This is a genomic window from Bradyrhizobium tropiciagri (assembly GCF_018130505.1).
In the GTDB taxonomy this organism is placed as follows: domain Bacteria; phylum Pseudomonadota; class Alphaproteobacteria; order Rhizobiales; family Xanthobacteraceae; genus Bradyrhizobium; species Bradyrhizobium tropiciagri_B.
In genome coordinates this window covers 91,283-110,338 of the sequence record NZ_JAFCKH010000012.1, presented here as the reverse complement: position 1 = coordinate 110,338, position 19,056 = coordinate 91,283, and the positions used below count along the sequence as shown (strand labels likewise).

The 19,056-nt window shown below is 66.7% G+C and carries 19 protein-coding genes; 8 read left to right on the top strand and 11 right to left on the bottom strand.

Annotation, left to right across the window (positions count from 1 at the left end; all coding sequences use genetic code 11):
- Positions 1-125 precede the first annotated feature (125 nt).
- The gene (locus JQ633_RS28020) at positions 126-416 is read left to right on the top strand and encodes a hypothetical protein (RefSeq protein WP_211988343.1); all 291 of its coding nucleotides are present in this window, start codon (positions 126-128) and stop codon (positions 414-416) included.
- A 354-nt stretch (positions 417-770) separates the two neighbouring features.
- On the opposite strand, the gene JQ633_RS28010 is transcribed toward JQ633_RS28020, so the two are convergent.
- On the bottom strand, positions 771-1,526 hold the full coding sequence (locus JQ633_RS28010; RefSeq protein WP_211988341.1) for an SDR family NAD(P)-dependent oxidoreductase: 756 nt from the start codon (positions 1,524-1,526) through the stop codon (positions 771-773).
- 233 nt (positions 1,527-1,759) lie between these two features.
- On the opposite strand from JQ633_RS28010, the gene JQ633_RS28005 reads away from it, so the two are divergent.
- Positions 1,760-3,031 (top strand): HlyD family secretion protein, encoded by a 1,272-nt coding sequence (locus JQ633_RS28005; RefSeq protein ID WP_249159701.1) that lies wholly within the window; start codon positions 1,760-1,762, stop codon positions 3,029-3,031.
- Positions 3,028-4,617, top strand: coding sequence for an MFS transporter (locus tag JQ633_RS28000; protein WP_211988340.1), 1,590 nt, complete (start codon positions 3,028-3,030; stop codon positions 4,615-4,617). Before JQ633_RS28005 ends, JQ633_RS28000 begins: the two co-directional genes overlap by 4 nt.
- Positions 4,618-4,625: 8 nt before the next feature.
- Here the strand turns inward: JQ633_RS28000 and JQ633_RS27995 are convergent, their stop codons facing one another.
- From JQ633_RS27995 to ftsE, 4 genes are all read right to left on the bottom strand, one after another.
- Positions 4,626-5,393: a lysophospholipid acyltransferase family protein gene (locus JQ633_RS27995; RefSeq protein WP_211988339.1), complete on the bottom strand. Its 768-nt coding sequence runs from the start codon at positions 5,391-5,393 to the stop codon at positions 4,626-4,628.
- Positions 5,394-5,406: 13 nt separating this feature from the next.
- A complete protein-coding gene (locus tag JQ633_RS27990; protein WP_211988338.1) occupies positions 5,407-6,117 on the bottom strand; it encodes a YdcF family protein in 711 nt (236 codons plus the stop codon).
- A 160-nt stretch (positions 6,118-6,277) separates the two neighbouring features.
- Positions 6,278-7,249, bottom strand: coding sequence for a cell division protein FtsX (locus tag JQ633_RS27985; RefSeq protein WP_211988337.1), 972 nt, complete (start codon positions 7,247-7,249; stop codon positions 6,278-6,280).
- Positions 7,242-7,901, bottom strand: coding sequence for a cell division ATP-binding protein FtsE (gene ftsE / locus JQ633_RS27980; protein ID WP_211988336.1), 660 nt, complete (start codon positions 7,899-7,901; stop codon positions 7,242-7,244). Before ftsE ends, JQ633_RS27985 begins: the two co-directional genes overlap by 8 nt.
- Positions 7,902-8,070: 169 nt before the next feature.
- Between ftsE and JQ633_RS27975 the strand changes: the two genes are divergently transcribed.
- Both JQ633_RS27975 and JQ633_RS27970 read left to right on the top strand, forming a co-directional pair.
- Positions 8,071-8,928 carry an MJ0042-type zinc finger domain-containing protein gene (locus JQ633_RS27975; RefSeq protein WP_211988335.1) on the top strand — a complete coding sequence of 286 codons (858 nt, stop codon included), beginning with the start codon at positions 8,071-8,073 and terminating at the stop codon, positions 8,926-8,928.
- A gap of 33 nt (positions 8,929-8,961) precedes the next feature.
- Positions 8,962-9,339, top strand: a complete 378-nt coding sequence (locus JQ633_RS27970) for a response regulator (protein WP_211988334.1) — start codon at positions 8,962-8,964, stop codon at positions 9,337-9,339.
- Between the two features lie 324 nt (positions 9,340-9,663).
- On the opposite strand, the gene JQ633_RS27965 is transcribed toward JQ633_RS27970, so the two are convergent.
- Positions 9,664-12,300, bottom strand: coding sequence for a TIGR02302 family protein (locus JQ633_RS27965; protein ID WP_211988333.1), 2,637 nt, complete (start codon positions 12,298-12,300; stop codon positions 9,664-9,666).
- 169 nt (positions 12,301-12,469) lie between these two features.
- On the opposite strand from JQ633_RS27965, the gene JQ633_RS27960 reads away from it, so the two are divergent.
- Positions 12,470-12,853 carry a carboxymuconolactone decarboxylase family protein gene (locus JQ633_RS27960; RefSeq protein WP_211988332.1) on the top strand — a complete coding sequence of 128 codons (384 nt, stop codon included), beginning with the start codon at positions 12,470-12,472 and terminating at the stop codon, positions 12,851-12,853.
- 100 nt (positions 12,854-12,953) lie between these two features.
- Positions 12,954-13,865 carry an NAD(P)-dependent oxidoreductase gene (locus JQ633_RS27955; RefSeq protein ID WP_211988331.1) on the top strand — a complete coding sequence of 304 codons (912 nt, stop codon included), beginning with the start codon at positions 12,954-12,956 and terminating at the stop codon, positions 13,863-13,865.
- Positions 13,866-13,959: 94 nt separating this feature from the next.
- Here JQ633_RS27955 and lysA read toward each other — a convergent pair whose 3' ends face one another.
- The 3 genes from lysA to argH form a co-directional block, all read right to left on the bottom strand.
- The gene (gene lysA, locus JQ633_RS27950; protein ID WP_211988330.1) at positions 13,960-15,225 is read right to left on the bottom strand and encodes a diaminopimelate decarboxylase; all 1,266 of its coding nucleotides are present in this window, start codon (positions 15,223-15,225) and stop codon (positions 13,960-13,962) included.
- Between the two features lie 16 nt (positions 15,226-15,241).
- A complete protein-coding gene (gene lptM, locus JQ633_RS27945; RefSeq protein ID WP_211988329.1) occupies positions 15,242-15,508 on the bottom strand; it encodes an LPS translocon maturation chaperone LptM in 267 nt (88 codons plus the stop codon).
- A 91-nt stretch (positions 15,509-15,599) separates the two neighbouring features.
- Entirely contained in the window at positions 15,600-16,997 is a 1,398-nt protein-coding gene (argH, locus tag JQ633_RS27940; RefSeq protein WP_211988328.1) for an argininosuccinate lyase, read from the bottom strand.
- A gap of 118 nt (positions 16,998-17,115) precedes the next feature.
- On the opposite strand from argH, the gene tlpA reads away from it, so the two are divergent.
- The gene (gene tlpA, locus JQ633_RS27935; RefSeq protein WP_433995700.1) at positions 17,116-17,796 is read left to right on the top strand and encodes a thiol:disulfide interchange protein TlpA; all 681 of its coding nucleotides are present in this window, start codon (positions 17,116-17,118) and stop codon (positions 17,794-17,796) included.
- Between the two features lie 35 nt (positions 17,797-17,831).
- Here tlpA and JQ633_RS27930 read toward each other — a convergent pair whose 3' ends face one another.
- Positions 17,832-18,020 (bottom strand): putative motility protein, encoded by a 189-nt coding sequence (locus JQ633_RS27930; protein WP_211988326.1) that lies wholly within the window; start codon positions 18,018-18,020, stop codon positions 17,832-17,834.
- 74 nt (positions 18,021-18,094) lie between these two features.
- Positions 18,095-18,976 (bottom strand): 3-hydroxybutyryl-CoA dehydrogenase, encoded by an 882-nt coding sequence (locus JQ633_RS27925; RefSeq protein ID WP_211988325.1) that lies wholly within the window; start codon positions 18,974-18,976, stop codon positions 18,095-18,097.
- Positions 18,977-19,056 lie beyond the last annotated feature (80 nt).

Sequence of the window (19,056 nt, the reverse complement as noted above, 5' to 3'; positions counted from 1 at the left end):
GCCAGTACGCGCTGGTGGAAGTTCTGCTGAAACCGCTCAAGCTTTATCGATTCTTGCAGATGCTCCTTTACGCCGCGGGCCGTAGGTAAGGATCGCGAGCAGAGGTACGTTTGGCTGAGCGATTGATGTTGGACGACAATACGACGATTAAAATCGTTCTCGCGTTCGCCGCGACGGTTCTTTGGATATTCACCGTTATGCGGCGGGGCCCAGATTTGTCAGTCCGAGGGGCTGATACATGGTCAATGGAGACATTTGGCTTCTGGTGGATAGCGAGAGCCTTGGTCATTCTGACGATAATTGCTCTCGGTATCGGACTTGCCTTCGGCGGCAAGGGCAGCTTTGCAGGTGCATTGGTTCTTTTTTGCTTTTCTGCGGCAACCGCCCTTGTCGGGTTTTGCCGTAGTAGAATTTAGCTGAGAGCTTCCGCGCGCGATCCGACGTCAGTCCAAGGCCGACATGAGCAATAATCGGTGTGAGGTCAGCTTAGCGCCAACACGCGATATCGCACCGCTTCTATCTTCCAAGCGTTGCAACGAGCCGGCGGTGACGTTCAAGCCACTCCGGCTTCTGCAAACCGATGACTCGCACGCACAGCTCCACGCATTCATTGCAGATCGCACCGGCAGTCTGCCGACCACTTGTGCTCACGGATACCGCGTTGACCACGGAAACAACCTCGCCCGGCTCCTTTCCACAAAAGGAGCAGATCAAGTCCGAATTCGTCATACTCTAGTCCCTCTGCGACCGAAGGCAGGCATCACATAACCCTAATGCATCGCCATCGGGTTGCCGCCGTCCACGACGATGGTTTGCCCGGTGACGCTGTCCATCCGGCAATAGGCGACCACGAGCTGGGCGATATCGTCGGCGCTGCCGGTTCGTCCCAGCACCGACTGCGCGCGCGCCGCCTGCCGCATCGCCTCGGGCACCCGCTCGGCCATGCGCGTTCCCTCGACGAGGCCGGGCGCGACGCAGTTGACGGTGACTTCAGGCGCCAGCGCGACGGCGAGGCAATGCGTGAGATGGATCAGCCCCGCCTTGGCGACCGCGTAGGCGATGCTGCTGCCGCCCGGTGCGAGCCCGGCGATTGACGCGATATTGACGATGCGGCCGGCCTTGTGCCGCCGAAGCTCGGGGGCGAAGCCCTTCGCGAGCAGGAAGGGTCCGCGCAGATCGGTTTCCTGAATCCGGTCCCAGATCTCCAGCGTCAGCGCATCAAGATCCTTGAACGGGATGCCGACGTTCCACGCGGCGTTGTTGATCAGAATGTCGAGCCGGCCGAAATGGCCGGTCACGGCTTTCACGCACGCATCGATCGATGCGGGATCGCGCTGATCGAGTTGTACGGCGTGGCTGCGCCGGCCGGTCTTCCGCAGCGCCTCGACCAACTCCGCTGCGCGCGCGGCTTCTCCGACATAGGAAACCGCCACATCCGCACCCGCGGCGGCGAGAGCCCTGGCGATCACTTCGCCGATGCCACCCGACCCGCCGGTGACGAAGGCAACTTTTCCGTTGAGGTCCATCGCTTTCCCTCGTTCACGCGAGCAGTACCGCGCAGGGCGGAGGATACACCCTTCGACGCAGGCGGCAAAAATCCCGCGCCAAATGCCCGGTCACGCGCGCGTGTGCGGCGGCGCAGCGCAGACGGTAACCGCAATCGCTCTGCAGGGAGAGCAATCGCCTTGGCGCAGCCGCCGGTCCGATCCGGTAGGTCATCACCGTGCCCGCAATGGAGCGGATGGAAAGGGGAAGCGACATGGTTGCCTTAACAGCGATGTCCCAAACTGCCGCGGTTGCGCTCTCCGGGGCCGGTCGGGCCGCATCACCGGCGGAAGCAAAGGCTGCTGCGGTCGAAGCGCCGGCGCCGGCCAAAGGTCCGGAAGCCAAGGTCCCTGAAACCAAGATTCCTGAAGCCAAGATTCCTGAAGCCAAGGCTCCGGCAGCCGCTCCGAACAAGCCCGCGACCGGCGCGCCATCGGGCGGCCTGCGACGCCTGCTCATCCCGTTGATGGCGGTCGGCGTGGCATCCCTGCTCGTCCTGATGACGTCGGCCCGCTGGAATGCCTGGCTCGGAGGAGCCGCGGTGCAGAGCACCGACAATGCCACCGTACATGCCGAGACTAGCCGCCTGAGCGCCCGTGTCAGCGGCAATGTCAGGCGCGTCCTGGTGCGGGATTTCCAGCGCGTCAGGGCCGGCGACCTGCTGATGGAGATCGAGCCGGCGGACTACGATGCAGCGGTGGCGCAGGCCAAAGCGAGCGTCGCCGCGGCGCAGGCCAGCCTCGACAATCTGAAGAACCAGAAGGCGCATCAGCGCGCCGTCATTGCCCAGGCGGAGGCGCAGCGCCGCTCCGCCCTCGCCCGCGAGTTGGAGACGCGGCAGGAGCTGGAGCGGCAGGACCAGCTGCTGCGCGGCGGCGTCGCCGGCACGCGGCAGCGGCTGGAGCAGGCGACGGCCGCGCACGACACGGCCGGCGCCGCGCTGGCGGCGACCGAGGCGACGATCGACGCGCAGCGCAGCCAGCTCGAGATCCTGAACGGCGACGAAAGCCTGCTGCGCGCCAAGCTGCAGGCCGGCGAGGCGGATCTCACGACCGCCGAGCTGCGCCTCGGCTATACCCGCATCGTGGCGCCGTTCGACGGCGTCGTCGGCGAGCGCATGGTCCAGGACGGCAACTACGTCAATGTCGGCACCAATCTGATCGCTGTGGTGCCGCTGCCGAGCGTCTACGTGGTGGCGAACTACAAGGAGACGCAGCTGACCCACGTGACGCCGGGCCAGCCGGTCGACGTCACCGTCGACACCTTCCCCGGCGTGGTGCTGCGCGGTCGCGTCGAGCGCATCTCGCCGGCCAGCGGCGCGACCTTTGCGCTGCTGCCGCCCGACAACGCGACCGGCAACTTCACCAAGGTGGTGCAGCGCATCCCGGTCCGCATCGCGTTCGATCAGAGCCAACCGCTGGTCGACCGGCTGCGGCCCGGGATGTCGGTCGTCACGCACATCAAGGTTGCCGGAGACACGCTATGACGGCCGCAGCCATCAGCAGCGGGCCAATCTCTATCGGCCAAACCTCGCACCGCCCGCTGTTCGCCGTCGGCGCCGTGCTGCTCGGCGCCTTCATCGCGAGCTTCGACGTGCGGCTGTTCGCGCTGGGCCTGCCGGACCTCCGGGGCCAGTTCGGCCTCAGCTTCGACGAGGGGGCATGGCTGACGACGGCCTCGACCGCGCCGCAGATCCTGATCGCGCCGGCCGTGGCCTGGCTTGCCACCGTGTTCGGGCTGCGCCGCGTGCTGATCGGCCCGAGCTTGCTCTACATCGTCATCGCGTTGGCGATCCCTTTCGTGCGCGATTACCAGACGTTGCTGGCCCTGCATCTCATGCGCGGCCTGCTGCTCGGCGTGTTCGTGCCGGCGACGATCATGATCGTGCTGCACAACATGCCGATGCAATGGTGGATCGTCGGCCTCGCCGCCTATTCGTTCCGGCTGTCCTTCACCGGCAATGCCGGCGTGTCGCTGGTCGGCCTCTATGTCGATCATGTCGGCTGGCAGTGGCTATATTGGCAGGATGCCGTGGTCGCCGCGCTGATGGCGCTGCTGACCTGGCTCGGCACGCCCCGGGAAGAGATCAACCGCAAGCTGATGGCGCAGGCGGACTGGGGCGGCATGCTGCTGCTCGGCGCCGGCCTTGCGCTGATCTACGCCGGCTGCGACCAGGGCAACCGGCTGGACTGGTTCGAATCCGGCACGGTGACCGGGCTGATCGTCGCCGGCGGCGCGCTCGTTGTCGCGTTCCTCGTCAACGAAGCGCTGGTCCCGGAGCCGTGGGCGAGTCCCACCGTGCTGATGTCGCGCAACGTCGTTTTGGTGCTGCTGACCCTGATGACCTACATGGTCACCAGCCTGTCCAACACCATGCTGGTCCCGAACTTCCTGACCGTCGTCGCGGGGCTTCGGCCCGAGCAGATCGGCCAGCTGTTCCTGCTCTACGTGGCCTTGCCGCTGCTCGTCGCGGTGCCCGCCGCCGTCTGGCTGCTGCGCCGGATCGATGCGCGGATCGTGGTCGTGCTCGGGCTGACGAGCTTTGCGCTCGCAGCCTGGATGGGCACCCGCATCACGCAGCAATGGGCGCCGGAGAATTTCATTCCGATGGCGCTGGTGCAGGCCGTCGGCCAGGGCCTCACCTTCACCGGCCTTCTGATCTTCGTGCTGTCGAATGCGAACCCGGCGCGGGCCACCGCGTTCGTCGCCTACATCCAGGTGATGCGCCTCGACGTGATCGAGATCGCAGTGACGGCGATGACGACCTGGCTGCGCGTGCGCCAGCAGGTCCATTCCAATCTGATCGGGCTGCACGTGTTCGCCGGCGACGGCGAGGTGGCGCGGACGCTCGGCGCCCTGACCGGCCGCTTTGCGCAATTTGGCACCGCCGGAGAGACGGCGCTGGCGCGCGCCACCGGCACGCTGGCGTCGCTGGTCCGGCGCGAAGCCAATGTGCTGTCCATCATCGACGGCTTCCAGATCGCATTCTGGGCGGCGATCATCGGGCTGATGCTGGTCAGCCTGATGCGGGCGGCACCCGCTGGCCCGCTGACGCCGGCGCGGGCGAAGTAAACTGCGTTCTAGCCCTTCGCCGGGGTCGGCACCTCGCCGAACAATTGCGCCTGCTCGGCGCGGGCGGCGTCGACGATGCGGGTGGTAGCGGTCTCGATCTGATCGCGCAGGCGGGTCATGAATTCGTCGCGCGGCAAGCCCGGCGGCAGCGGATCGAGGAATTCAACCACCAGCGTGCCGGGATAGCGCATGAAGGTCCGGCGCGGCCAGAACAGGCCGGAGTTGAGCGCGATCGGCAAGCATGGCACCGCGCTCTCGACATAGATCTGGGCGACGCCGGCCTTGTAGGCGGGCGGCGCGCCCGGCGCGGTGCGAGTGCCCTCGGGAAAGATCACGAGCTGACGGCCCTGCTTCACCTCGGCCGCGGCCTGCTTCAGCGTCTTGAGCAGCGAGCGCGGACCGCCGCCGCGCTCCACCGAGATCATGCCGGCCTTCTTCAGGTACCAGCCGAACACCGGGATCATCATCAGTTCGCGCTTGAGGATGAACAGCGGGTGCTCGAAGAAGCGCACCAGCGCAAAGGTCTCCCAGAACGACTGGTGCTTCGCGGCGATCACCAGCGGTCCCTGCGGGATCTTCTCGACGCCGCGGAACTCGATCCTGATATTGCAGATCACCCGCATCAGGAACAGGCTGATGTCGGCCCACGCCGCCTGCAGCGCCATCAGCGCGCCGCGCGGCAGCAGCAGCGTCGGGATCGCGACGATGCACAACACCACCAGCACCAGATAGAACAGCACGTTGAAGATCAGCGAGCGCAGGAAGATCGACGTCATCTCTATCCCAGTATCAATTCGCCTGCGCGGTGGCCGGGCGGCGCGGCGTGCCGGCCGGCTCGCCCGTATCTGGCCTCAGATCGAGACCGACATCGGCCAGCCGCACCCGCACCTCGGCGGCGACATATTTGGCGTACTCCGATAGCAGGAGACGGAACGTCGCGCCACTTGTCCACCACGGCTCGTCGCGCCATTTCTCGCCGACCACGGCGAACGGGATCAGCGTGATGTCGGGCATCGCATGCGACAGTTCCACGATCGCGCGCGGCATGTGGTAGTTCGAAGTCACAACGATTAGCGACTTGAAGCCGCGCTCGCGCGCCCAGCGCCGCGTCTCCGCCGCATTGCTGCGGGTGTTGACCGCGGAACGGTCGAGATCGACGCAGCAGCTCATCAGCCGCTGGCTGTCCGGTAGCGAGCGCGAGATGTCGCTCGCGTCATTGGTCGGATGCACGCCGGAGATCAACAGACGTTTGCCGTAGCCCGCGGCCAAGAGCTCCATCGCGTCCGACACCCGAGAGGAGCCGCCGGTCAGCACCACGATGCCGTCGGCGGTCTGCGGCGGATCGGTCTCGACACCACGCAGCTGCGACAGGAAGCCGACAAAGCCGATCCCGGCGGCGACGAAGGCCAGCGCCAGTGGCGCGACGATGGCCGCGCGCAGCCAGCCCCGCGGGCGCGCGGCAGGGCCGTTCGGCGACGTATCGTCGGTCTCCAAACTCATGTGATGCGGCAGTCCCTTCCCCCCGGCGGATTTTAGAGCATGAACCGAAAAAGTGGAAATCCGGTTTGCTCGGCGGCAAGACCGGGCGTGCGCGCGCAATGTCACATTCCAGCCGCGCTCGCGATCACGTTGACGGCACCATGATCGCGGTCACGCGCCGTCAGTCGATGTCATCCAGCGTCGCAAACAGCGTGCGTCGCGACGCCCAGGCGGTGATCGCCGCGATCAGCACCGCCTGCAACGCCAGCACCAGATAGCCCGACGGCCGCAGCGAGAACGTGCCGAGCAGCGCCGCGAACTGGTCGCCCACCGGCGTGCCGGAGAACCAGTTGGCGATCGATTCGGAAAAGCCAAATGCCAGCATCGCCGCGCCGCCGCCGATCAGCCCTCCTTCGAGGCCGAGCCGGAGGAAGTGGCGGAGGAAGCGGTTGGCGATGTAGCTGTCGCCGGCACCGACGAAATGCAGCACCTCGACGATCGGCCGGTTCGCCGCCATCGCGCCGCGGGTGGCGAACGACACCGAGATGATGGTGGCGATGATGACGAGAATGAGGATGCCGACGCCGGCGAACATGGTGGCGCCGGTCATCGAGCGCATCCGCTCGATCCAGGCGCGGTGATCGTCGACGCTGGCGGTCGGCGCGACCTGCGTCACCCGCGCGCGCAAGCCTGCGAGGTCGAGCGTGGAGCCCGGCTGCACCCGCGCCACGATGACGCGCGGCACCGGCAATTCGTCGATCGAGAGCCCGCTGCCGAGCCACGGCTCGAGCAGTTTTGAGGATTCCTCCTTGCTGAACGGCCGCACCTCGAGGATGCCCGGCTGCGCCCGCATCGCGTCCGCCGCGGCCTGCGCATCGCGGTCGAGGTCGCGGCCGGTCGACGGTCGCACCTGGATGGTGATCTCGCTCGCGACCTCCGACTGCCACTCGGCCGCCGAGGCACTGACCAGCAGCACGGTGCCGGTGGTGAGCGACGCCAGGAACGTCATGATCGCGACCACCGCGACCAGCGCGCGGCCGGAGATCGAGGCGCGCGGCACGATCGGCGACATGTTGCGCGCGGTGGCCGGGACCTGCGGACGCTCGCGTCCGAGATCGACCAACGGCACCTTCTCGTCGCCGGTCCTACTCATAGATGTGCAGCCGTCCCTGATGCAGCACGAGGCGCCGCGCCTCGTACTGGTCCATCAGCGTGATGTCATGGGTCGCGATGATCACCGCGGTGCCCGATTTGTTGAGCTCGATGAACAGCCGCAGCAGGCGCCGCCCCAGCGTCGGGTCGACGCTGCCGGTCGGCTCGTCCGCCAGCAGCAATTGCGGCCGCGAGATCACCGCGCGCGCGATCGCGGCGCGCTGCTTCTCGCCGCCCGACAGGATCGGCGGCAGCGCATCCATGCGCTCGCCGAGGCCGACCCATTTCAGGAGGTCGATCACCTCGCGGCGGTAGCTCGATTCGTCGCGGCCCATGACGCGGAACGGCAGCGCCACATTCTCGTAGGTCGTCATGTGGTCGAGCAGGCGGAAATCCTGCAGCACGATGCCGATCCGCCGGCGCAGCTCGGCGACCTGGTCCTTGCCCAGCAGCGAGACGTCGTGGCCGAACAGATTGACCAGCCCGCGGGTCGGCCGCAGCGACAGGAACAACAGCCGCAACAGCGAGGTCTTGCCGGCGCCCGACGGTCCGGTGAGGAACTGGAAGGAGTGCGCCGGGATGGTGAAGGAGAGGTCGCGCAGAATCTCCGGGCCGAGCCCGTAGCGGAGACCTACATGTTCGAACCGAACCAAGCCTAGCTCCGTTCGAGAGGGCCGAGAGCCCAATACCCCACACCAGCGACGCCCCAGCCGGCGGACCGGCCGCGCACCGCACAGAAGGGTTGTGCTTCGGTTATGGTTTCCGATTCGTTAACGGTCGCTAAGTAGCATCCGGGCAGAGTCACAGTAGAGATTCGGCTCCATGCACATCGTTTGCCCGCATTGTACAACATCCTACGCCATTCAGCTGGCCACCCTGGGGGACGCCGGGCGCACCGTCCGCTGTTCCCGCTGTAAGGAGGTCTGGCTGGCCCGGCCGGAGGATGCGGTCGAGGCGGTGCCGGCCATGGTGCCTGCCGGCGCCGATGCGGCCAGCGAATGGGCGGCGATGGAGCGCCAGGACCATCAGGACCGCGACGGGGAGCCCCCGATGGTCGAAAGCCCCTCGATCTCGGCCGACCTGCCCGACGAAGGACACGCCGCCGACTGGCCGGAGGTCGCCCAGCAGGATGCCGCCGATCATGCCGACATCCAGGCCGCGGCCGGAACCAGGCGCGGCTTCCGGCTTTCCCGGCTGTTCCGCCTGCCCTCACTGCCCCGGATCCCATTCATGCCGGTGGTCGGCGCCCTGCCCACCACCTGCGCGGCGATGGCGGCGCTGATCGTCGCGCTCGTAGTCTGGCGCAACGACGTGGTGCGCCTGCTGCCGCAGTCGGCGCTGTTCTACAAGATGGTCGGGCTGGACGTGAACCTGCGCGGGCTCGCGTTCAAGGACCTCAAGATCACCAACGAGACCGTCGACGGCAAGCCGGTGCTGGTCATCGAGGGCATGATCGTCGGCCAGACCCGCAAGCCGGTCGAGCTGCCGCGGCTGCGCTTCTCGGTCCGCGACGCGCAGGGCGCCGAGATCTACGCCTGGAACGCGGTGCTGGAGCAGTCGGTGCTTCATCCCGGCGAAAGCGCCTTCTTCAAGTCGCGCCTCGCCTCGCCGCCGCCCGAAGGCCGCAATATCGACGTACGTTTCTTCAACAAGCGGGATCTCGCCGGCGGCCGCGCCTGAGGCTGCCCGCGATCGCTTTACGGAAATGAGCTCATGCCGCGTGTCCTGATTGCCGACGACGAAGACTCCATGCGCTCGCTGGTGGCGCGCGCCATTGCGATGGACGGCCACGAGACCGTCACCGCGCAGGACGGCGCCGAGGCGCTGGAAATGCTGACCCGCGACGAGGGCGCGTTCGACCTGCTGCTCACCGACATCCAGATGCCTGTCATGGACGGCATCGCGCTGGCGCTGACCGCGGCGCGCGACTTTCCGGCGCTGAAGATCCTCCTGATGACCGGCTTCGCCCACCAGCGCGAGCGCGCCTCGGGCCTCGAGGCGATCGTGCATGATGTGGTGACCAAGCCGTTCGCGGTCGCCGACATCCGCACCGCCGTAGCCGACGCGCTGGCAGCGCGGAAGGCGAGCTAACGCATCCTCCTCACCTACCTAGAACCGTCATCCTGAGGCGCGAGCTCTTGCGAGCCTCAGGATGACGGGGATAGCTGCGTAGCCCGGATGGAGCGAAGCGCAATCCGGGAACAGTGTCGCAGGTTGCGCGAACCCCGGATTACGCTGCGCTCCATCCGGGCTACAAGCTCGAGCCACACACACGCTGTCATGCCCCGCGAAGGCGGGGCATCCAGTACGCCGCGACTTTTCGATTCAATCGCTGGTGTCTCTGGAATACTGGATCGCCCGGTCGAGCCGGGCGATGACGGCGGAGGGTGCGGACGAGGCTCAGTAATCCGAGGCTCAGTAATCCTTCAGCAGCCGCTCGATGTAGTCGAGTTCGAGCTGCGGGCGGGACGGGTCGGCGAGGCGGCGGCGGAGTTCTTCCAGGATGCGGCGCACGCGCTGGACGTCGATCTCGCCGGGGATCTTCACCGTGTAGTCGTCGCCGAGGTCACGGCCGTGCAGCGGCCGGCCGAGCGGGTCGGTGCGGTTGCCGCCGCTCTGCTGGCGGCCGGCGCGATTGCTCGGGCCGTCGCCGGGCTGGTCGCCGTCGCCCTGCTGCATCGAATCGGCGAGGCTCTGGGCGCCCTTGCGCAGCGCATCGAGCGCCCGCCCCTGCGAATCCACCGCGCCATCGGCATTGCCCTCGCCGAGGCGACCGGTGGCATCGCCCATCGCGGAATCGGCCTGGTCGAGGCCATCGCCGTCGTCACCCTGGTCGCCCTGATCGCCGTCGCCCGGCTGTCCCTGCTCGGCCTGATCGCCCTTCTGGCCCTTTTGACCTTTCTGGCCCTTCTGGCCGCGCTGATCCGGACCCATGCCGCGCTTGGCGAGCTCGTCCTGCAGCTTCTTCAGGCGGTCGCGCAGCCCCTGCTGATCCTGCTGCAGGTCGTCCATCGACTGGTCGCCCTGCTTGCCGCGCATGCGGTCGCGGCGCGAGTCCTGGCCCTGCTTGAAGGTCTTGTCGCGCAACTGCTGCTGCTTGCGGATCATGTCGCCGAGCTCGTTGAGCGCCTGCTCCATGCCGTCGTCGCCCTGCCCGGGCTGCGCCATCTGCAGGTTTTCCAGCATCTGCTGCATCTGCTCGAGCAGCTGCCGTGCCGCCTCCTTGTCGCCGGAGCGTGACAGCCGCTCCATGCGATCGAGCATGTTCTTCAGGTCCTGCTGGCTCAACACCTTGGCGTTCGGATCGAGCGGCCGGGCGAGCTGCTGCGGGTTGTTGCGGAACTGCTCGACCATCTGGCGCAGGAAGTTGTCCAGCGCGGCGCGCAGATTGTCGGTGAGCTTCTTGATCTCCTCGTCGCTGGCGCCGCGTTCCAGCGCCTGCTTCAGCGCGTCCTGCGCCGCGCGCAACGCCTTGTCGACGTCGGAGATGTTGCCGTCCTCGATGGTGACGGCGAGCGACCACAGGCTGGCGACGACCTCGCGCAGCTGGTCGTCGGTGCGCGCCGCCTCGAGCTGATGGCCGACGCTGAACAGGCCGAGATACTGGCCGGCATCCGGCGTGAACATCTCCGGGGCGATCATCAGCGCCTCGAGCGCGGCAAACACCTGGCCGTTCTGGTTGGCATCGAGCGCCAGGATGCGGCGCTGCTCGATCAGCGCGCGCGCCAGCGGCTTGGTGAAGAGGCGCTCGGGCAGGCGCATGTTGAACGGATCGCTCTTGGCCTCGTTGCCCGCCTCATCCTTTGCGGTCAGCGTCAGCGTCACGTCGGCGCCGGCATAGGGGTCCTCGGTGAGATCCTTCAATGTCTGGCCGACGCCATTACGGGTGCGCGCATTCGGCAGCACCAGCGCGAATTGCGGCGGCTCGAACAGCGGACGCGGCTGCGCGGCCTTGCTCGCGTCGCGGCTGGGATCCTTGACATCGCTCGGCCGCGCCGCGAACTGCGCGCGGGCTTCGCTGACGCCGTAATCATCCTCGAGCTTGTACGAGAGCTGCAGGGAGCCTCGCGCCTGCCGCTCCGGGTCCTTGGCGAGCGCGATCGACGGCGGACGATCCGGGGTTGCGGTGAACTTCCACTGCGGCTGGCCGGCCGGGGCGCGGACATGCGCGGTGCCGTCGGCCGTGATCTTGAAATGCCGCTCGTTGGTGCCCTTCGGCGCCGCCTCGGCGGCCGCGATCTCGGTCACGCCGCCACCGACGGCGACATCGATATTGCCGCCGCTGGAGCGCACCAGCAGCGTGCTGCCGGCGGGAACCGCGAGCGGGCCGTTGTCGGCCGCGGCGGCATCCTTGTTGGCATTGGACAGGATGACCGGCGGCTTGCCGGTGTAGTTCGGTGGCGTCACCCAGGCGTCGACCCGGATGTTGGCCGGCGCCATGATGCCGTTCCAGTCGAACGCGGAGACGAGGCGCAGGCCGCGCTCGTCGCCGGCGGCGACATAGGTGGCGACCAGCATCACGATGACCAGCGCACGCAGCGCCCAGGGATCGTGCAGCGAGACGCGCGGCCGCGGCAGGCCGGCGCGGATGCGCTTGATCGAGGCCAGCGTGCGCTCGCGCTGCGCCTGCCACAGCGCGAGCGCGAACGGATCCTGCGTCGACAGCGTGTCGGAAAGGGTGGTCGCCGGACGGTGACGGATGCCGGCGCCGCGGTCGAGCCGGCTCAGCGCCTCGTCGCGGGTCGGCCAGCGGAAGCGTACGAGCGGCAGCAGCATCGCGAGCGCGGCAAGCGCGAACAGGCCGGTGCCCGCCACCCGCGCGGCAAACGGCAGCACCAGCCAAAGCCCGGCCCATGACGCGACCAGGAACAGACCGACGACCGTGAGGAACCGGGCCAGATGCGGCCAGGCGCGCTCCCACGCAATCGCAAATGTTGCCCGCTGCAGAGCCTCGGTCAGCTTCAGCTGCGTCAGCTTCAGCCGTGAAGCCGCATCGCTGTCGCGCGCGGCGCGTGACGGGTTCTCCGACGGGTCGAGGTTGGCACCGCTCAATAAAATCTCCGGGTTACCAGCACGTCAGCCTAGCACAGCGGCGGCATTGAGGCACCCGTTTCGGGACGAAACCCACACCGGGAAATACGCATAACACGAAGGAGTGACTGCGGCGTTTCGACCCCGTAACGTCCCGGCCCGAACCGCGGCATTAACCTGTGAGGGAAGTATGGACCAGAAAACGCACGACAAGGGCTTGGAGATCCGCAAGGCGGTGCTTGGCGAGGCCTATGTCAACAACGCGCTGAAGAACTCGGACAGCTTCAACAAGCCGTTCCAGGAGCTCGTCACCGAATATTGCTGGGGCGCGGTCTGGGGCCGCGAGGAGTTGCCGCACAAGACCCGCAGCATGCTCAACCTCGCGATGATCTCGATCCTGAACCGGCCGCACGAGTTGCGGGCGCATATCAAGGGCGCGCTGACCAACGGCGTCAGCCGCGACGAGATCCGCGAGATCTTCATGCAGGCGGCGATCTATGCCGGCATTCCCTGCGGCGTCGACAGCTTCCGCATCGCGCGCGAAGTGTTCGCCGAGCTCGACGGCAAGGCGTAAGCGAGCCGCGCTGCCTCAACATCGTCGTCCCTGCGAAAGCAGGGACGACACCGAATATGACGCGGGCTTCGCGCGTAACGACATACAGAGGAAACGACTTATGGAAATCGGATTCATCGGCCTCGGCAAGATGGGCTTCCCGATGGCGCGGCGGCTGATCGAGGCCGGCCACACCCTCACCGTGTTCGACACTCGCAAGGACGCCGTCGACCAGTTCGTCGCGCTCGGCGCTGCGGCTGCGACGTCGCCGAAGGACATCGCCGACCGGGTCGAGACCGTGATGGCGAGCCTGCCCTCGCTGCGGGCCTCGCTCGAGGTCGCCACCGGCACCGGCGGCGTGATCGAGGGCGCGCGGGTGAAACGCTTTATCGATCTCTCCACCGTCGGCTCGCAGATGGCGGTGAAGATCCACGACCTGCTGGCGAAGAAGAACATCGTGCAGATCGACAGTCCGGTCTCCGGCGGCGTCTCCGGCGCCGAGAAGGGCACGCTGGCGGTGATGGTGTCGGGCCCGAAGGCGGATTTCGAGCTGGTCAAGCCTGCGCTCGACGTGATCGGCAAGGTGTTCTTCATCGGCACCAAGCCGGGCTCCGGCCAGACCATGAAGCTCGCCAACAATTTCCTCTCCGCGACCGCGATGGTGGCGACCTCGGAAGCCGTGGTGATGGGCGTGAAGTCGGGGCTTGATCCGGCCGTGATGATCGACGTGATCAACGCCGGCTCCGGCCTGAACACTGCAAGCCGCGACAAGTTTCCGCGCTCGGTGCTGCCGCGCAGCTTCGACTTCGGCTTCGCCACCGGGCTGATGGTGAAGGACGTGCGCCTCGCGGTCGAGGAGATGCGCTCGCTCGGGCTTTCGATGGAAGTCGCCGAGGCGGTCGGCCGGCTCTGGGAAGTGATCATCCGCGACGAGGGCCCGGAGTCGGACTTCACCGCCGCGATCAAGCCGATCGAGAAGGCCGCGGGCGTGATCGTCGGCGGCGGCAAGGGCGGTGGTCACGCCGCGAAATGAGACGCGTAGCCCGGATGGAGCGCAGCGCAATCCGGGTTCTCACCACGTGGCAAGATCGTCCCGGATTTCGCTGCGCTCCATCCGGGTTACAAGATCACAGCCAGGGCGCGGGCTTGTCCATCGCGATCAGCGCATCGACGTCGATGCGCGGGCGGATCACGGCGTACTGGTCGTCCTTCACCAGCACTTCCGGCACCAAAGGCCGCGTGTTGTAGGTGCCGGACTGCACCGCGCCATAGGCGCCGGCGGTCATGATCGCGAGGAGATCGCCGGCCTTCGGCTGCGGCAGCGTACGGTCGAGCGCGAGGTAGTCGCCGGTCTCGCAGACCGGGCCGACGACGTCGGCGACCATGGTCGGCGCATCAGGCGCCGGCTGGCGTACCGGCAGGATGTCGTGATGCGCCTCGTACAGCGTCGGCCGGATCAGGTCGTTCATCGCCGCATCAATGATCACGAAATTCTTGGCATCGCCCGGCTTCACATAGACCACGCGGGTGACCAGGATGCCGGCATTGCCGACGATCATGCGGCCCGGCTCGAACATCAGCGTGCAGCCGAGATTGTGGGTCACGCGCTTGACCATCGCGGCATAGGCATCCGGCGCCGGCGGCGCGGCGCGGTCCATGTAGTAGGGAATGCCGAGGCCGCCGCCGAAATCGACATGCGAGATGTCGTGGCCGTCGGCGCGCAGCTCCTGGACGAATTCGGCGAGCAGGCGGAAGGCGGCCTCCAGCGGGCCGAGATCGGTGATCTGGCTGCCGATATGCACGTCGGTGCCGGTCACCTTGATGCCCGGCAGCTTTGCCGCGCGGGCATAGACCGCGCGTGCCCGCGCGATCGGGATGCCGAACTTGTTCTCGGACTTGCCGGTCGAGATCTTGGCATGGGTGCCGGCATCGACGTCGGGATTGACCCGCACCGAGATCCGCGCGGTCGTCTTCATCTCGACGGCGAGGCGCGACAGCAATTCGAGCTCCGGCTCGGACTCGATGTTGATGCAGAGGATGTCGGTCGCGAGCGCGGCGCGCAGCTCGCTTTCGGTCTTGCCGACGCCGGAGAACACGATCTTGGACGGCGGAATGCCGGCCGCGAGCGCCCGCTTCAACTCACCGCCCGACACCACGTCGGCGCCGGCGCCGAGCTTCGCCAGCGTGCGCAGCACGGACTGGTTCGAGTTCGCCTTCATGGCGTAGCAGACCAGCGCCTTCTCGCTGGCGAAGGCCTCGGTGAAGACGCGGTAGTGGCGCTCGAGCGTCGCGGTCGAATAGCAATAGAACGGCGTGCCGACGGCTTCCGCGAGCTCAATGAGATTGACCGCCTCGGCGTGCAGCACGCCGTTGCGATAGTCGAAATGGTTCATGACACGCTTTTAGCTGTTAATTGCCGAGCAGCGGATCGAGGATAAAGGATTTTTTCGCGCCTTTCGGCGCGGTCGGTCCGGCATCCGATCCGTAGGTCGGGTTGAACACGCTGGGCTGCGCCTGCCGCTCGGCCTCGGTATCGCCGGGAGCCGCCGGCACCGCATTCGCGGTCGGCGGCAGGTCGAGCGGTCCCTTGCGGCCGCAGCCGCCAAGCGCCAGCGCAGACACGCTCAGCACAATGATGGCCCATCCCGACGGGGTGAGGCGGTTCTTGCTGGTCACGACGAAATCCCCAATGCGGCGGCACCATACAAACATTGGCGTGCTCTGGCGAGCCCCGGACGGCGATGAAATCACGGTGATTTTTCCCAGTTCAGCCCAATTTTCGCTCTTTTTCCAGCCGCTTGGCCCAGGCCTTGGCCTGCGCCAGCACATTCTTCGGCGCCGTGCCGCCGAACGAGGTGCGGCTTTTCACCGACGACTCGACGGACAGCACCTTCAGCGCGTCGGCGGTGATCTTGGGCTCGACCTCCTGCATCGCCTGCAGTGGTAATTCGTGAAGCGCGATGCCCTGCTGCGAGGCGAGGCCGACGATCCGCCCGGTGACGTGGTGGGCATCGCGGAACGGCATTTTCAGCGTGCGCACCAGCCAGTCGGCGAGATCGGTCGCGGTGGCGTAGCCCTCACCGGCGGCGGCCTTCATCTTGGCCTCGTCAGGCACGAGGTCCTCGACCATGCCGGTCATGGCGCGGATCGCGAGCGAGAGCGCGGCGAACGCCTCCATCGCGCCCTGCTTGTCCTCCTGCATGTCCTTTTGATAGGCGAGCGGCAGGCCCTTCATCACGATCAGGAGCGCGGTCAGCGCACCGATCACCCGGCCGGTCTTGGCGCGCACCAGTTCGGCGGCATCTGGGTTGCGCTTCTGCGGCATGATCGACGAGCCGGTGGTGAACTTGTCGCTGAGCCTGACCAGGCCAACCAGCGGCGAGGTCCAGATCACGATCTCCTCGGCGAAGCGCGACATGTGGACGGCGCAGATCGCCGCCGCCGACAGCGTCTCCAGCACGAAATCGCGGTCGGACACCGCATCGAGCGAATTGGCCATCGGCCGGTCGAAGCCGAGCGCCTTGGCAGTCGCGGCACGGTCGATCGGGAACGAGGTGCCGGCGAGCGCGGCGGCTCCCAGCGGGGATTCGTTCAGCCGCTTGCGCGCATCGGCGAAGCGGCCGCGGTCGCGCGAGGCCATCTCGACATAGGCCAGCAAATGGTGGCCGAACGTCACCGGCTGCGCGGTCTGCAGATGGGTGAAGCCCGGCATCACGGTTCCGGCATGCTCTAGCGCGCGGGCGACAAGTGCCTCTTGGAACGCGGCGAGCGCCGCATCCGTCTCGTCGATCGTGTCGCGGACATAGAGTCGGAAGTCGGTCGCGACCTGGTCGTTGCGCGAGCGCGCGGTGTGCAGCCGGCCCGCGGCGGGGCCGATCAGCTCGGACAGCCGCGACTCGACATTCATGTGGATGTCCTCGAGCGCGCGCTTGAAGTCGAAACCGCCCTTGCCGATCTCTGACAAAATCGTGTCTAGACCTTTGCCGATATTTTTCGCATCAGCAGCCGTGATGATGCCTTGCGCGGCCAGCATCGCCGCGTGGGCCTTGGACGCCGTGATGTCCTGGGCATAAAGGTGACGGTCGACGTCGATGGAGACGTTGATTTCCTCCATGATGGCGTCGGGACGCTCCGAGAACCGGCCGCCCCACATCTTGTTGCTCATGACTTCTCGCTCACGACTTTGTATTGCAGGCCTGCTGTTTCCACGGCGAAACAGCAAGGCGGTTCCGATCGTATTCCCGGCACTGCTTAGCCATATCTGACCCAGGATGACAAACAATATGCCCGAGACGACCCCTCCCCAGCCGGCCGCCAAGCGTGCCGCCGGATGGCGCATCCCGCTGGTGATCGGCGCGGTGCTGGCCGGCGCCGTGATCGGCTATGTCGGGGTCTCCAGCCTCAAGCATGCGCCTGGCGGCGACATCGCCTGCAACGGCGCGGTGGACCTGGCGAAGAAGATCGCCCCCCTGGCCCATGGCGAGGTCGCGGCGCTGACCATGGCGGCCACCCCGCTCCGCCTGCCCGACCTCACCTTCGAGGATGCGAACGGCCAGCCCAAGAAGCTCTCGGACTTCCGCGGCAAGACCCTCTTGGTCAACCTCTGGGCCACCTGGTGCGTGCCCTGCCGCAAGGAGATGCCGGCGCTCGACAGCCTGCAGACCAAGCTCGGCGGCAAGGATTTCGAGGTGGTCGCGATCAACATCGACACCCGCGACCCGGACAAGCCGAAGAATTTCCTGAAAGAGGCCAATCTGACCAATCTCGGCTATTTCAGCGATGCAAAAGCCAAGGTGTTTCAGGACCTTAAGAACATAGGCAAGGCGCTCGGGATGCCCACGTCAGTGTTGGTCGACGCCAAGGGCTGCGAAATCGCCAACATCGCCGGCCCCGCCGAATGGGCGAGCGACGACGCGATCAAGCTGGTGAAGGCCGCGCTGCAGCCGGCCGCCGCGGGGCTTTGATCAGGTAACGGGTTTTGATCAGGTAACGGGTTTGATCAGGCGACCGCGTTGAGGTTGCCGCCGACGCCGGAGGCCAGATTCGCGGTCGAGGGCGTGCCGAGCAGGGTCTGAACCGCAAACTTTTGCGCGTCCATGTTCTGCTTGGTGACGCGGGTCGCGATCTCGTTCTGCAGATTACCCTGCTGCATCGACAGGATGCTCGTGACCATGCTCATCATGTCCATGCGCGGTACTCCCAGAACAGCGCATGGCGTAGCGCGGGAAAGTTAATGCCGGGTAAGCGGCGCGAGCGTGGCGCCTACCGCGTCGGGACCGGGCGGTCGCCGCGGTAGTCGTAGAAGCCGCGCTGGGTCTTGCGGCCGAGCCAGCCGGCCTCGACGTATTTCACCAGCAGCGGGCACGGCCGGTACTTGGAATCGGCGAGCCCCTCATGCAGCACCTGCATGATCGACAGGCAGGTATCGAGGCCGATGAAATCGGCGAGCTCGAGCGGGCCCATCGGATGATGCGCACCGAGCTTCATCGCCGCGTCGATCGCCTCGACATTGCCGACGCCCTCATACAGCGTGTAGATCGCCTCGTTGATCATCGGCAGCAGGATGCGGTTGACGATGAAGGCCGGGAAGTCCTCGGACACCGCGACCTGCTTGCCGAGCTTGCTGACGAATGCCTTCGCGGTGTCGAAGGTGACGTCGTCGGTGGCGATGCCGCGGATCAGCTCGACGAGCTCCATCACCGGCACCGGATTCATGAAGTGAATGCCGATGAACTTCTCGGGACGGTCGGTCGACGCCGCAAGGCGGGTGATCGAGATCGACGATGAGTTCGAGGCGACGATCGCCTCCGGCTTCAGCACCGCGCAGACATCGTGGAAGATCTTGCGCTTGGTCTCTTCCTTCTCGACCGCGGTCTCGATCACGAGGTCGCAATCGGCCAGCGCATCGAGCGTCTCTGAGGATGTGATGCGGTCGAGCGCCTGCTTGCGCTCGGCATCGCTGATGCTCTTGCGGGAGACCTGACGGGTCAGATTGCCGTTGATGGTCGCGAGCGCCGATTTCAGCCGGTCGCCGGACACGTCGTTGAGCACCACGTCGAAGCCGGCCAGCGCCGCCACATGCGCAATCCCGTTGCCCATCTGGCCCGAACCGATCACGCCGACTTTCTTGATTGCCACCGTCATCCCTGTCATCCACCGGAACGGCGCGCACATCGCGCCTGCTCACGCCCAACGATACCCGAAAACGCGCCGGTCCGGGTGCC

Coding starts and splice junctions, on each gene's coding strand:
- JQ633_RS28020 (WP_211988343.1), top strand. CDS start 126: ATGTTGGACGACAATACGACGATTAAAATCGTTCTCGCGTTCGCCGCG.
- JQ633_RS28010 (WP_211988341.1), bottom strand. CDS start 1,526: ATGGACCTCAACGGAAAAGTTGCCTTCGTCACCGGCGGGTCGGGTGGC.
- JQ633_RS28005 (WP_249159701.1), top strand. CDS start 1,760: ATGGTTGCCTTAACAGCGATGTCCCAAACTGCCGCGGTTGCGCTCTCC.
- JQ633_RS28000 (WP_211988340.1), top strand. CDS start 3,028: ATGACGGCCGCAGCCATCAGCAGCGGGCCAATCTCTATCGGCCAAACC.
- JQ633_RS27995 (WP_211988339.1), bottom strand. CDS start 5,393: ATGACGTCGATCTTCCTGCGCTCGCTGATCTTCAACGTGCTGTTCTAT.
- JQ633_RS27990 (WP_211988338.1), bottom strand. CDS start 6,117: ATGAGTTTGGAGACCGACGATACGTCGCCGAACGGCCCTGCCGCGCGC.
- JQ633_RS27985 (WP_211988337.1), bottom strand. CDS start 7,249: ATGAGTAGGACCGGCGACGAGAAGGTGCCGTTGGTCGATCTCGGACGC.
- JQ633_RS27975 (WP_211988335.1), top strand. CDS start 8,071: ATGCACATCGTTTGCCCGCATTGTACAACATCCTACGCCATTCAGCTG.
- JQ633_RS27970 (WP_211988334.1), top strand. CDS start 8,962: ATGCCGCGTGTCCTGATTGCCGACGACGAAGACTCCATGCGCTCGCTG.
- JQ633_RS27960 (WP_211988332.1), top strand. CDS start 12,470: ATGGACCAGAAAACGCACGACAAGGGCTTGGAGATCCGCAAGGCGGTG.
- JQ633_RS27955 (WP_211988331.1), top strand. CDS start 12,954: ATGGAAATCGGATTCATCGGCCTCGGCAAGATGGGCTTCCCGATGGCG.
- lysA (WP_211988330.1), bottom strand. CDS start 15,225: ATGAACCATTTCGACTATCGCAACGGCGTGCTGCACGCCGAGGCGGTC.
- argH (WP_211988328.1), bottom strand. CDS start 16,997: ATGAGCAACAAGATGTGGGGCGGCCGGTTCTCGGAGCGTCCCGACGCC.
- tlpA (WP_433995700.1), top strand. CDS start 17,116: ATGCCCGAGACGACCCCTCCCCAGCCGGCCGCCAAGCGTGCCGCCGGA.
- JQ633_RS27930 (WP_211988326.1), bottom strand. CDS start 18,020: ATGGACATGATGAGCATGGTCACGAGCATCCTGTCGATGCAGCAGGGT.
- JQ633_RS27925 (WP_211988325.1), bottom strand. CDS start 18,976: ATGACGGTGGCAATCAAGAAAGTCGGCGTGATCGGTTCGGGCCAGATG.